We start from the raw sequence: 12,838 nt of genomic DNA, 5'->3' as shown, positions 1-12,838 counted from the left end.
GCGCTGTCCTGTAGAGCGGAGCCTGTGCGGCTGCTTCTTTCACCGTGAACGCCATGATCGAAGCCGCGCCCCTCCACCTCCCGCCCGGTGCGTTGGCCGCGCTCGAAGGCTTCTACGCCACGCCGTCGCGTGCGTATCACAACTTCCGGCATGTCGGCGAAGTGCTGCGGCATTACACGGAAGTGGCGGATGGGCCGGGATGGACGCGTCCGGTCGAACCCTACCTGGCCGTGCTGTACCACGACGCCATCTATGACGCCGGCCGCAGCGACAACGAGGCACGTTCCGCGCAGCTGGCGGTCGAGCAGATTGCGGCGTGGTTGCCCGATTCCGGTGTGGACAGCGCTCGCGTCGCGCAGCTGATCGAACTCACCGCCCGCCATGGACACCTGGATATTGCCGACGTCGACCGCGACGCGGCGCTGTTCCTGGACTGCGACATGGCCATCCTGGCTGCACCGCCTGTGACATTCGATGCCTACGATCGCGGCATCGCCACCGAGTACCGCCACGTCCCGCGCTGGCTGTTCAAGCTCAACCGGCGCCGCTTCCTCAAGTCCCTGTTGGCACGCGAGCGCATCTTCCTCAGCGATTTCTTCCACCAGCGCTGCGATGCCCTGGCGCGCGCCAACCTGCGCCGCGCCATCAACGAGAAGCGCTGATGGAGCGTAAGGCAATCCAACGGTCGATTTCCGTAGGAGCGCACCTGGGCGCGACGCTTTTGCATTGATGCCGTCGCGCCCAGGTGCGCTCCTACCGGCGTGCCTGCAACCACGACACCGCGCCTTGCCCGGCGCGATAGCCGCTGGCAAAGCATGCGGTCAGCAGATAGCCGCCGGTGGGGGCTTCCCAGTCGAGCATTTCGCCGGCGCAGAACACGCCGGGCAGGGTGGCCAGCATCAAGGCATCGTCCATTGCTTCCAGCCGTACGCCGCCAGCACTGCTGATGGCCTCGGCCAGCGGGCGCGGTCGCCGCAGGACCAGCGGCAGCCGTTTGATCGTGTCGGCGACTCGCCCGGCATCGCCGAGTTGCGACTTGTCCAGCGTTTCATGGATCAGCGCAGCCTTGACGCCGCCGATCCCGGCTTGCCGGCGCAGGTGCTCGCTGAAACTGCGGCTGCCGCGCGGTTTGGCCAGGGCCTCGCGCAGGCGCGACCGCTCGCGACCCGGTGCGAGATCCAGATGCAGCAGCGTACTGCCATCGCGCGCGATCGCATCGCGCAGATCGGCGCAGATCGCATAGACCAGGCTGCCTTCGATGCCGCTGGCGGTAACCACGCATTCGCCCTGCAGCATGTGCTCCCGGCCCTGCAGGTCGCTCCAATGCGCGACCACCGGTTTCAGCGGCGCGCCGGCATGGCGCCCGGCGAGGTGTTCGCTCCAGTCGATGTCGAAGCCGCAGTTGGCCGGTTTCAGCGGCGCCACGTCGATGCCGCGTTCGTTCAGCAGCGATTGCCACGCCCCATCGGAACCGAGTTGCGGCCAGCTGCCACCGCCGAGTGCCAGCACGGCGGCATCGGCGCTGACTCGGGCTTCACCTTCGGCCGCCGCGAAACGCAGCGAACCGTCTTCGTGCCAACCCAGCCAGCGATGCTGCGCATGAAAGCGCACGCCCTGGTCGCGCAGTCGCCGCACCCAGCCGCGCAGCAGCGGCGCGGCCTTGAGGTCCATCGGGAACACTCGCCCGGAACTGCCGACGAAGGTATCCACGCCCAGCCCGCGTGCCCACTCGCGAAGTTCCTGCGCGCCGAAATCGCGCAGCCATCCGGCGATGTCGTGCTCGCGTTCGCGATAACGCCGTGCGAACTCCGGCATCGCTTCGGAGTGGGTAAGGTTGAGCCCACCCTTGCCGGCGATCAGGAACTTCCGGCCGACCGATCCCTTGGCCTCGTACACGTCGACTGCGATGCCGGCCGCGCGCGCCACTTCCGCGGCCATCAATCCGGCCGGGCCGCCACCGACCACGGCCAGCCGACGCACGTTGCGCGGATGATCGAACGCCATCAGACGACTTCTCCCGCGGCATGCCCGGATGCCCAGGCCCACTGGAAGTTGTAGCCGCCGAGCCAGCCGGTGACGTCCACGACTTCGCCGATGAAGTACAGGCCGCGCACGTGCCGCGATTCCATGGTGCTGGAGGACAGCGTGCGCGTGTCGACGCCGCCAAGCGTGACCTCGGCGGTGCGATAGCCTTCGGTGCCGCTGGCGACGAGCGGCCACTGCTGCAGTTGCGTGGCGATGTCGCGCAGTTCGCGCTCGTCGTACTGCCGCATCGGCTTGCTGGCGAACCAGGCCTCGCACAGGCGCTGTGCGAAACGCTTCGGCAGTACATCGCCGAGTACGGTCCTGAGTTCCGCCGCCGAGCGTGCCTGGCGCTGTTCGCGCAGCCACACCTGCGCGTCTTCACCCGGCAGCAGGTCCAGAAGCAGTTCGTCGCCGGGCCGCCAATAGGAGGAAATCTGCAGGATCGACGGCCCGCTGACGCCGCGATGAGTGATCAGCATGAAGTTGCGGAACGACTGTCCGTTGCACGAGGCTTCGACAGGAAACGATACGCCGCTGAGGTCCTGCAGTCGTTGCGAATGCGTACCGCTGAGCGTCAGCGGTACCAGCCCGGCCTGAGTCGGCAACACGTCGTGGCCGAACTGTCGCGCCAGCTGGTAGCCGAAACCGCTGGCGCCCATGCTCGGAATCGACAGTCCGCCGCTGGCGATTACCAGACTGCTTGCCGTGAAGCGGCCCAGCGTCGTGTCCAGCACATAACCACCGTCGCCACCGGCGACGCGTTCGACGCTGCAGCCGGTCTCGATGCGCACGCCCGCCGCTGCGCATTCGTCCAGCAGCATGCGCACGATCTGCTTCGACGACTCGTCGCAGAACAGCTGGCCGAGTTCCTTCTCGTGGTAGGCGATGCCGTGCTTCTCGACCAGCGTGATGAAATCGGCCGGGGTGTAGCGTGCCAGCGCGGACTTGCAGTAATGCGGATTGGCCGACAGGAAATTGCCCGGCCCGGTACCGGTGTTGGTGAAGTTGCAGCGCCCTCCGCCGGACATCAGGATCTTCTTGCCGACACGATTGGCGTGCTCGACCACCAGTACGCTGCGGCCGCGTTGCCCGGCGGTCAACGCGCACATCAGTCCGGCCGCGCCGCCGCCGATGACGATGACGTCGAAGGACTCCGCCACGTCGTCAGTAAGCCGCGTCGGCCGGCGCCATGCGCACCCGCTTGTCGACGGTGATGCTGCTGCCTTCGCCGTACAGTTCGACTTGTCCGTCCTGGATCATGCATTGCAGGCGCATGCCGCGGTCGGTCAATGCCGCCAGCGCGTCGACCGTTTCCGGGGCGATGTCGATCACGGTCAGGTTGCCGGAACGCGCCAGCGACGCGCCATTCTTGTCCCACCAGATGTCGGCGCTGCGGCCGCTGTAGTTGACGATCACCACCTGGCGCGCGCGGCCGCAGGCCTTGCGGATGTCCGCCTCGTCCGGCTGGCCCAGGTCGATCCACAGTTCGATCTCGCCGGTCAGCGACTTGCGCCACAGGTCGGGCTCGTCGTCGCTGCTCAGGCCACGGCCGAATTCCAGGCGCTCATCGGCGAACAGCGCGAAGGCCAGCAGCCGCACCATCAGGCGTTCGTCGGTTTCGGAAGGGTGGCGCGCCAGCGTCAGCGCGTGGGTGCCGTAGTAATGGCGGTCCATGTCGCTGACCTGCAGTTCGGCGCGGAATACCGTGGATTTGAGCGCCATGGAGCAAGGCCCGGGAGGAAAGCGGGCCATAGTGTAGTCGTGCGTGACTTCAGGCAGGGGGTGGGGACGGGGCGATATGACATGGTTGACCGGATAGGCATCGCCGGCCTGATCGCGCGACGCCATGCCCACCAGGACACCATGCCCATGAAGATACGTCGCGCCTCGCTTGCCACCTGCCTGCTGCTGGCGATGGGGATCCTGCCGGCCCTTGCCGCGCAGCCGTCCGCGAAGCAACCGGAACTGACCGCCATCACCCGCGCCACGGGTGCGCCGCGCACGCCGGAACAGGAAGCGGTGGTGTTCGAGAAGGCCGACCTGCAGTTCAAGGTCGATCCGGCCAATCGCAGCCTGCATGGCGACGCTGCGCTGACTTTCCGCGCCACGGCGCCGCTGACCCGGCTGGTGGTCGAACTCGATCGCAACTTCAAGATCGATCGGGTGGAAGTCGACGGCAAGGTGCTCACCGCGCAGGACTGGAGCAATCCCGAAGGGCGGATGACCGTTGACTTGCCCCAGCCACTGGCTGCAGGCGACAGCACGACGCTGCGCATCCGTTATGCCGGCAAGCCGCACGTCGCAGACCGGGCGCCGTGGGACGGCGGCTTCGTCTGGTCCAAGGCGCCGACCGGCGAACCGTGGATCGCCTCGGCCGTGCAGGGCGAAGGCTGCGACCTGTTCTGGCCGTGCATCGATCATCCGATGGCCGAACCGCTGACCGTCGAACAGCGCATCACCGTGCCGGTGCCGCTGGTCGCCGCAGGCAATGGCGTGCTGGTCGGCATGGAAGAAAAGGACGGCTGGCGCACCTGGCACTGGCGTGCACGCGATCCCAACACCTATGCGATCGCGCTCAACATCGGCCCGTACGAGGTGCTCGAGGGCGACTACAAGAGCCGCTACGGCAACAACATACCGCTGCGCTACTGGCACCTGAAGGGGAATGATGCCAAGGCGCGTGGCCTGTTCGCTGAGTTCCCGCTGATGCTCGACTTCTTCGAGTCCACCATCGGCCCGTATCCGTTCGGCGACGAGAAGATGGGTGTGGCCGAGACCCCGCACCTGGGCATGGAGCACCAGAGCATCAATGCCTACGGCAACGAATACAAGCGCGACGAGTACGGCTACGACTGGCTGCTGCAGCACGAATTCGCCCACGAGTGGTTCGGCAACCAGCTGACCAACACCAGCTGGGACGACATGTGGCTGCACGAAGGCTACGGCAGCTACATGCAGCCGCTGTATCTGCAGTGGTTGCGCGGCGACATGGAGTACTACGCCAACCTGATGAAGCAGCGCGCCGCGGTCGCCAACAAGTATCCGATCGTGTCCGGCAAGCCGATGCTGGAAGAAGATGTCTACAACGACGAGAAAGGCCCCGGCCACGACATCTACTACAAGGGCTCGCTGGTCCTGCACACGCTGCGTCACCTGATCGGGGACGAGGATTTCTTCGCGGTGACGCGGCAGGCGGTCTACGGCACCGACAAGCCGGTGCCGGGCAACTTCAAGCCGCTTTACCTGAGCACGCCGCAGTACATCGACATCGTCAACCGCGTCACCGGCCAGGATTACCGCTGGTTCTTCGACGTGTACCTGTACCAGGCCGCGCTGCCGGACCTGGTTGCCACGCGCGATGCGAAGGGTCTGGACCTGCGCTGGAAAGCGCCGGCCGGGAAGCCATTCCCGATGCCGGTACAGGTGCGTGTCAACGGCCAGGACAAGACCGTGCCGATGAAGGACGGACAGGGCCGCCTCGAGCTGCCGGCCGGCGCGGTGTACGTGATCGACCCGCATTCGAAGGTGCTGCGCGCGCAGCCGCACATCGAGGAGTTCCAGGCCTTCCGCAAGGCCGAGATGGAGAAGAAGGCCAAGGCGGAAGCGGCGAAATCCGGCAAGCGTTGAGCTTGCCGACCGTCTTTTGGAGCGTTCGGGCGGAAGAGGCTTCAGCTCCGACATTCCTGCACAAGCGTCGATGCTGAACCCTCTCACCGGGGCGAGACCGGTCCGTCAGCCGCGCTTGCTAAAATGCAGCCATGTTCCTGAATCTCGCCGCCTACCACTTCGTCGCCATCGACGATCCCGACGCGCTCGCTGCACGGCTACGCACACGTGCCGAAGCAGGTGCGCTGCGCGGCACCGTGCTGGTGGCAGGCGAGGGCATCAACCTCTTCCTGGCCGGCGACGCAGAGGCCGTCCACGCCCTCATCGCAGCGTTGCGCGCCGATCCACGCTTCGCGGCGCTGCGCGTCAAGCTCAGCGAAAGTGCGGCCCAGCCGTTCGCGCGGCTCAAGGTCAAGGTGAAGCCGGAGATCATCAGTTTTCGCCGCGACGGCGCATCGCCATTGGCGCAACGTGCGCCTGCGGTTGCACCCGCGGACCTGGCACGCTGGATCGCGCAGGGCCACGATGACGGCGGCAAGCCGGTCGTGCTGCTCGACACCCGCAACCGCGAGGAAGTCGGCCATGGCAGCTTCGTCGGTGCGCTGACCCTGCCGATCGACAATTTCACCGACCTGCCCGAAGCGCTCGCGCCATACCGCGAAACGCTTGCCGACAGCACCGTGGTCAGCTTCTGTACCGGCGGCATCCGTTGCGAGAAGGCGGCGCTGTGGATGCGCGGCGATGGCATGGACAACGTGCTGCAACTGGATGGCGGCATCCTCGGCTATTTCGAGGCAGTCGGCGGCTACGGTTACGAAGGCCGCTGCTTCGTGTTCGACGAACGCGTCGCGCTCGATGCCGACCTGCGCCCGCTCGTCGACGCCGACATGCCCCACGAAGAGGCGGCATGACGACGGTCCTTGGCGTTCTCGTGCTGATCCTCGGCGCGTATCTGCTCTACAAGATCGCCGGCGTGTTGCTGAAAGTGGTGTTGTTCCTGATCGCACTGGTGGTGGCGTACTGGCTGCTCGCACCGGTGATGGGCTGGCCGCCGATCGAGGAAGTCTTCTACGTGCTGGGGCCCGACCTGCCGGTTTGATGTGTATCTGGTTCCCACACATGCCGCTGCCAGGGCGCATGAGAGCATGAAGGCATGAACCGCCTGTTATTCGACAACCGCTTCGTCCGTGAACTGCCCGGCGATCCCGAGCAGGGCGCGCGCATCCGCCAGGTGCATGGTGCGCTATGGTCGGCGGTCGAGCCGACGCCGGTTGCAGCGCCACGCGTAATCGCCTGGTCGCCGGAGATGGCCGCGACGCTCGGCATGGACGCTGCGGACATCGCCGCGCCGCAGTTCGCGCAGGTGTTCGCCGGCAATGCACTGCTCGACGGCATGCAGCCGTATGCCGCCAATTACGGCGGCCATCAGTTCGGCCACTGGGCCGGACAGCTCGGCGACGGTCGCGCGATCACGTTGGGCGAAACCATCAATGCCGCTGGTGAACGCTGGGAACTGCAGCTGAAAGGCGCCGGGCCGACGCCGTATTCGCGCAGCGCCGACGGCCGCGCGGTATTGCGCTCGTCGATCCGCGAATTCCTGTGCAGCGAGGCGATGCATCATCTCGGTGTGCCGACCACGCGCGCGCTGTGCCTGCTGGCCACCGGCGAGGAGGTGGTGCGCGACATGTTCTACGACGGCCATCCGCGCGCCGAGCCCGGTGCGATCGTCTGCCGCGTGGCGCCTTCGTTCATCCGCTTCGGCAATTTCGAATTGCCGGCGTCGCGCAACGACATCGCGCTGCTACGGCAACTGGCCGACTTCACCATCCGCCGTGACTATCCCGAACTGGTGGGAGAGGGCGAAACGTTGTATGCGGGCTGGTTCGCGCAGGTCTGCGAACGCACCGCGGCGACGATCGCGCACTGGATGCGGGTCGGCTTCGTGCACGGTGTGATGAACACGGACAACCTGTCGATCCTCGGCCTGACCATCGACTATGGCCCGTATGGCTGGATCGACGATTACGATCCGGACTGGACGCCGAACACCACCGACGCGCACGGCCGACGCTACCGCTTCGGCTGGCAACCGAAGATCGCACACTGGAACCTCGGTCGACTGGCGCAGGCGCTGTCGCCGCTGTTCGCCTCGATCGAACCACTGCAGGCGGGACTGGACGGTTACGCCGCAGCCTACACGCGCGCCGACCGCGACAACGTCGCGCGCAAGCTGGGCCTGGCGACGTGCCGCGACGAGGATGTCGAACTGATCCGTGACCTGCACACGCTGATGCACGACGGCGAAGCCGACATGACCCTGCTGTTCCGCGCGCTGCCGGATATCGATCTCGCCACGCCCACGCTGGCACCACTGGCCGATGCCTTCTACGACGACGACAAGCGCCGCCATGTCGAGCCCGCCTTCATCCAATGGCTGTCGCGCTACGTCGCACGCCTGCGCGACGACCCGCTGGACGCCACCGAACGGCGGGCACGCATGCACGCCGCCAATCCCAAGTACGTGCTGCGCAACTACCTGGCGCAACAGGCCATCGACCGCGCCGAACAGGGCGACGAAAGCGGCATTGCCGAGCTGCTCGATGTGATGCGCCGTCCCTACGACGAGCAGCCGGGTCGCGAAGCCTACGCCGGCAAGCGTCCGGACTGGGCGCGCGATCGCGCCGGATGTTCGATGCTGTCGTGCAGTTCCTGACATGCCCATACGTATCAGTGCTCTGCGTCTTTCGCTGATGCTCGGGCCGACGGCCCGGCGACACGGACCATGGCGGCTCGAGACAACCGACGATAAGCTGCAGCCGGATACTGTGGACCCCCGACGTGCCACGAATCGCTTTCAACATACATAACCTGGGCTTCGGACTGGCCTTGCTGGTGGTCGTGCTGCTGGGCTGGCAGGCGCGGCGTACGCAGGATGCGCTGCTGGAAGCCAACACCGCAGTGACGCACAGCCTCGAGGTGATCACGGTCGTGCAGGGCACGCTGTCTGCGCTGCAGGACGTGGAAACCGGCATGCGCGGCTTCGTCATCACTGGCGACGATCGCTTCCTCGAGCCCTACCGCGGTGGCCAGCTGGAGCTGGCGTCGGAGCGCCAGCATCTGCACCGGCTGCTCGCCGACAAGCCCGACCACGCGCAATGGTTGAGTACGACCGAGCTGGCGATCGACCAGCGTCTGCAACTGGCGCGTCAAAACGTGGATGCTCGTCGGAACGGAGGCCTGGCGAGCGCGGCGGAACGGGTCGCGACCGCTGGTGGGAAGGAGGCGATGGACAGGGTGCGCGCGCTGCTGGCGACACTGGAGGCCGAGGAGCGTACGCGCCTGTCCGAACGGCATACGGAAGTCGCCAGCCAGGTGCGACAGTTCCGACAGTTCACGACCTGGGGCGGGCTCTTCGCATTGATCGTGCTGATCGGCGCACTGCTCTCGGTCGACCGCAACCTGATGCAGCGCATCAAAGCCGCCAGAAGAGCGCAGGCCGGCGAAGCGCGTCAGACCGCGATGCTGCAGGCCGTCCCGGATCTGCTGTGGCAGATCGAGGGCGAAGGCAGCCCACGACTGCTTTCCAATGCGCCGGGCGCCGTGTTGCCCGAGGCGGTACTCGATCAGGTCCGCCAGGCACTACCTGGGATACGGCCCGGCTCGGATGTGCATACTCTGCTGGTGCACGACGACGGCCGCGAGTACGAAGCCAGGCTGGTCGCGATGGAGGAAGGCTATCTGCTGATCGTGCGCGACATCACCGAGGCGGCGCGGCATCGCCGCCAGTTGCGCGACCAGCATGGCTTCCTGCGCGCGATCGTCGACACCGATGAAAGCCTGATTTTCGTACGCAACACGTCAGGCCACTTCACCCTGTGCAACGTCGCATTCGGCAGCCTGCTGGAGTTGCATCCGATGCTGGTGGAAAACCACCTGCCCAGCGACATAGCCGGGCACGAGACGATCCTGCCGCTGTTGCATGGCGATGATGCCCTGCTTCAGGGCGAGGACGAATGGCGCGCGGACCGCACCCGCCTCGTCGACGCGCGCGGCCTGGAGCGCTGGCTGCAGGTACTGAAGCGGCCGCTGGTGTTGTCCGATGGCCAGCGCCAGGTGCTGACCGTGGCCGTGGACGTGTCTGCGCAGCAGCGCATGGAACGGATGAAGGACGAGTTCATTTCGACCATCAGCCACGAGCTGCGCACGCCGCTGACCTCGATCCGCGGCGCGCTGGGTCTGGTGGCCGGCGGCATGGCCGGCGAGATCGCGGAGACCGCGCGTCCACTGATTGACATCGCGCACAAGAACACCGAGCGGCTGGTGCGGCTGATCAATGACATCCTGGACATCGAGAAGTTGCAGTGGGGCGGCTTGTCGTTGCAACTGCACCGGCTGCCATTGCGGTCGCTGGTGAGTCAGTCGATCGAACAGAACCTCACCTACGCGCGCGAATTCGACGTATCGCTGGAGCTGCTGCCTGGGGAAGACGGCGTCGCGGAAGTCGATGTGGACCGTTTCGCACAGGTCATGGCGAATCTGCTGTCGAATGCGATCAAGCATTCGCGGGCTGGCGGAACGGTCGAGGTCGGCATCAGCCGCCAGGACGGGGGGTTGGAGATCTTCGTGCAGGACCACGGCGAGGGCATTCCGGAAAGGTTCCGCCCGCAAGTGTTCGAGCGTTTCGCGCAGGCCGACGGCTCCAACGTGCGCCGTCGCGGCGGCACCGGCCTGGGCCTGGCGATCACCCGCTCGCTGGTGGAGAAGATGAACGGCCGGATCGGCTTCGACAGCGTCACCGGAGAGGGTACCCGTTTTCACGTCTGGCTGCCGGAAGCCATGCGCGTGGCCGACACGCGCCCGCCCGACGCCAACGCCGAAAACGAAAGCATGCCGTGCGTGGTTCTGCTGCAGGACGACGCCGTTCTTGCCCGTGAGCTCGGCGACATGCTGGCCGAAAATGGCTACCGTACCTGCGTGGCGACCGACCTTTCACAGGTGCGCGGCCTGCTCGAGCGTCCATACGTGCACGGCCTGGCAATCGATCTGGGATCGGCCGGAACCGCTGCGCCGGAGCTGCTGCGCGAATTGCGTTCGCAGCCACGCTATCGGTTCCTGCCGGTACTGCTGTTAGGCGTGCGGCCGGCATCGGACGGCGTCGAAGGCCTGCGCGGCGGTGTCGTTGGCATCGTCGACTGGCTGGACAAGCCGCTGGATCCTGAGCAAGTCGCCGAGGCGGTCCGTTCCTGCGTGCGCGGTATCGGGCCAGACGAGCGCTTCGAACTGCTGCACGTGGAAGACGACGCCGACGTGCGCGAGGTGCTGCGCACCCTGCTGGACGGGCAGCCGCTCAACTTGCATGCAGCCGCCAGCCTGACCGAGGCGCGCAACCACCTTGCGCAGCGGCGGCACCATCTGGTGATCCTCGACCTGATGCTGCCCGATGGCAACGGATCGGAACTGCTGCCAGAGCTGGCGAATGCACGCCCGCCGACGCCGGTGATCATCTTCTCCGCGCACGAAACCGGTGTCGCCGAAGGCCGCGCGGTGCTCAGGCGGCTGGTGAAATCACGCAGCCATGCGGGTGATCTTGCGAGCCTGATCATGGAGAATCTGCGTCATTGGCCGGCCAGCGGCGCGCAAACGAGGGAGGAAGGATGAGCGAAGCAGCCAAGGTCCTGGTGATCGAGGACGAAGAGGATATTGCGCTGATCGTGCGCTTCCTGCTGGAGAGGCAGGGATTCGTCGTGGAGCATGTGGCCGATGGGCGTGCCGGGTTGGAGCGCATAGAAAGCGGACCGGCGCCGGACCTGGTGCTGATGGATTACATGCTGCCGTTCCGGGACGGCATGGAACTGGTCGAGCGCCTGCGCGCCCAAGCCGGCTGGAGCTCGGTTCCGGTACTGATGCTGACTGCCAAGGCGCGCGAGACGGATATCGTGCGCGCGCTGGAAATCGGCGCCGACGACTACGTGACCAAGCCCTTCCAGCCGGAGGAACTGCTGGCGCGTATCCGCCGGCTGCTCAGGCGCTCGCCGTGATCCTGCGCGGGCTTGCCGCCGCGTTGCTGGCCATCGGAGTGGCGCCGTGCGCCGCATTCGCCCAGACACTGCAACAGCAGGCGCAGGCATTGCTGGACCAGCGCCAGTATGCAGCCGCAGCCGAGTTGCTGGAGCACCGCCTTGAAGCGTCGCCGGGCGATACGGACGCCCGCTTCATGCTGGCGAGGACCCATGCCTGGAGCGGCGAGCCGGCGCGCGCCTTGCCGCTCTACGAGAAACTGCTTGTCGACGAACCGGACAATACCGACTACCTGTTCGGCTACGGCCAGGCTCTGCTCTGGTCAGGTCAGCCGGACCGGGCCGTAGAAGTCCTCGAGCGTGCGCAGCGCCTTGCGCCGGATTACGCCGAGCTGGCGCAACTGCTCGCGCAGGCCCGCGATGCCGCACCGTCGGCGCAGCCTTCGGACGCGACGGCGGAGGCATCAACGCCGGAGCAAGCAGTAGCCGCGCCGCTGCCGCAACAACGGTACCGCAGTATCGCCTTCTCGGCCCGCCGCGACTGGCTCGACGGTACGTATGACGATTGGGCCAACCTGCGTTTCGACGTCGCCGATACTCAAGCTGGCCGCGTCGGCGCCTACGGCGCGCTGGTTGGCGACCGTCGTTTCGGCATGAATGACCAGGGCATCGAAGCCGGATTGATCGTGCCCCTGACGGCGACATGGACCTTGCAGCCCGAGATAGGGCTGGTTTCCGATGCCGATTTCCTGCCGCGCTACTACGCGGACCTGCGCGTGCAGCGTGTGTTCGCGAACGGATGGATCGGCGCCGCCAGCCTGCGCACCAGCGATTACCCCGACGGACGCGTGGACCGGCTGGCGCTGGGCGCCGAGCGTTACTGGGGCGTCTGGCGCGCGGCTTACACGTTCAACCTCACGCGCCTGCACGGCAGCGATTCGCCTGGCCACGACCTGCGCTTGGCGCGTGCGTATGGCGATCGCAACGAAACCGGCCTGCAGATCGCGTTTGGCCGTGAAGCGGCGTTGGCCGGAACCGGCGTTGTTGTCAGCGACGTACGCGCGTTGATTCTGTTCGGCCGTCACGTTCTGGCCGGCAACTGGTCCCTGCTCTGGAACATGGGCATCGTCGATCAGGGCGATCTGTATACCCGACGCAGCCTGGGCCTGGGCCTGGAGCGCCGTTTCTGA

Annotated in this window: 11 protein-coding genes; 8 read left to right on the top strand and 3 right to left on the bottom strand. The window is 66.4% G+C overall.

What is annotated here, in order from left to right; all coding sequences use genetic code 11:
• Positions 1-53 precede the first annotated feature (53 nt).
• On the top strand, positions 54-662 hold the full coding sequence (locus tag IP90_RS03625) for an HD domain-containing protein (RefSeq protein ID WP_144898700.1): 609 nt from the start codon (positions 54-56) through the stop codon (positions 660-662).
• Positions 663-753: 91 nt separating this feature from the next.
• Here IP90_RS03625 and IP90_RS03620 read toward each other — a convergent pair whose 3' ends face one another.
• From IP90_RS03620 to IP90_RS03610, 3 genes are read right to left on the bottom strand one after another with little or no spacing between them, the layout of a single operon-like run.
• Entirely contained in the window at positions 754-2,004 is a 1,251-nt protein-coding gene (locus IP90_RS03620; protein WP_144898273.1) for a TIGR03862 family flavoprotein, read from the bottom strand.
• Complete coding sequence (locus IP90_RS03615; protein ID WP_144898272.1) at positions 2,004-3,185, bottom strand: BaiN/RdsA family NAD(P)/FAD-dependent oxidoreductase; 1,182 nt, start codon at positions 3,183-3,185, stop codon at positions 2,004-2,006. The genes IP90_RS03620 and IP90_RS03615 overlap by 1 nt, the downstream gene beginning before the upstream one ends.
• A gap of 4 nt (positions 3,186-3,189) precedes the next feature.
• Complete coding sequence (locus IP90_RS03610) at positions 3,190-3,747, bottom strand: YaeQ family protein (RefSeq protein ID WP_144898271.1); 558 nt, start codon at positions 3,745-3,747, stop codon at positions 3,190-3,192.
• Positions 3,748-3,828: 81 nt separating this feature from the next.
• On the opposite strand from IP90_RS03610, the gene IP90_RS03605 reads away from it, so the two are divergent.
• The 7 genes from IP90_RS03605 (at position 3,829) to IP90_RS03575 (ending at position 12,838) form a co-directional block, all read left to right on the top strand.
• Positions 3,829-5,652: a M1 family metallopeptidase gene (locus tag IP90_RS03605; RefSeq protein ID WP_242007472.1), complete on the top strand. Its 1,824-nt coding sequence runs from the start codon at positions 3,829-3,831 to the stop codon at positions 5,650-5,652.
• 131 nt (positions 5,653-5,783) lie between these two features.
• Positions 5,784-6,542 (top strand): sulfurtransferase, encoded by a 759-nt coding sequence (locus IP90_RS03600; protein ID WP_144898270.1) that lies wholly within the window; start codon positions 5,784-5,786, stop codon positions 6,540-6,542.
• Positions 6,539-6,730, top strand: coding sequence for a hypothetical protein (locus IP90_RS03595; RefSeq protein ID WP_144898269.1), 192 nt, complete (start codon positions 6,539-6,541; stop codon positions 6,728-6,730). Before IP90_RS03600 ends, IP90_RS03595 begins: the two co-directional genes overlap by 4 nt.
• 54 nt (positions 6,731-6,784) lie before the next feature.
• Positions 6,785-8,344 (top strand): protein adenylyltransferase SelO, encoded by a 1,560-nt coding sequence (locus tag IP90_RS03590; protein WP_144898268.1) that lies wholly within the window; start codon positions 6,785-6,787, stop codon positions 8,342-8,344.
• A gap of 125 nt (positions 8,345-8,469) precedes the next feature.
• Positions 8,470-11,289, top strand: coding sequence for a CHASE3 domain-containing protein (locus IP90_RS03585; protein ID WP_144898267.1), 2,820 nt, complete (start codon positions 8,470-8,472; stop codon positions 11,287-11,289).
• Positions 11,286-11,669 (top strand): response regulator transcription factor, encoded by a 384-nt coding sequence (locus IP90_RS03580; protein WP_144898266.1) that lies wholly within the window; start codon positions 11,286-11,288, stop codon positions 11,667-11,669. Before IP90_RS03585 ends, IP90_RS03580 begins: the two co-directional genes overlap by 4 nt.
• Entirely contained in the window at positions 11,666-12,838 is a 1,173-nt protein-coding gene (locus tag IP90_RS03575; RefSeq protein WP_144898265.1) for a YaiO family outer membrane beta-barrel protein, read from the top strand. Before IP90_RS03580 ends, IP90_RS03575 begins: the two co-directional genes overlap by 4 nt.

This window comes from Luteimonas cucumeris (genome assembly GCF_007830035.1).
GTDB classification, from domain to species: domain Bacteria; phylum Pseudomonadota; class Gammaproteobacteria; order Xanthomonadales; family Xanthomonadaceae; genus Luteimonas_C; species Luteimonas_C cucumeris.
This window is presented reverse-complemented; position numbering and strand designations above follow the sequence as displayed.

Excerpts from the sequence above, each read along its gene's own strand:
- IP90_RS03590 (WP_144898268.1), top strand. The coding sequence starts at position 6,785 with ATGAACCGCCTGTTATTCGACAACCGCTTCGTCCGTGAACTGCCCGGC.
- IP90_RS03595 (WP_144898269.1), top strand. The coding sequence starts at position 6,539 with ATGACGACGGTCCTTGGCGTTCTCGTGCTGATCCTCGGCGCGTATCTG.
- IP90_RS03580 (WP_144898266.1), top strand. The coding sequence starts at position 11,286 with ATGAGCGAAGCAGCCAAGGTCCTGGTGATCGAGGACGAAGAGGATATT.
- IP90_RS03605 (WP_242007472.1), top strand. The coding sequence starts at position 3,829 with ATGGTTGACCGGATAGGCATCGCCGGCCTGATCGCGCGACGCCATGCC.
- IP90_RS03610 (WP_144898271.1), bottom strand. The coding sequence starts at position 3,747 with ATGGCGCTCAAATCCACGGTATTCCGCGCCGAACTGCAGGTCAGCGAC.
- IP90_RS03620 (WP_144898273.1), bottom strand. The coding sequence starts at position 2,004 with ATGGCGTTCGATCATCCGCGCAACGTGCGTCGGCTGGCCGTGGTCGGT.
- IP90_RS03600 (WP_144898270.1), top strand. The coding sequence starts at position 5,784 with ATGTTCCTGAATCTCGCCGCCTACCACTTCGTCGCCATCGACGATCCC.
- IP90_RS03625 (WP_144898700.1), top strand. The coding sequence starts at position 54 with ATGATCGAAGCCGCGCCCCTCCACCTCCCGCCCGGTGCGTTGGCCGCG.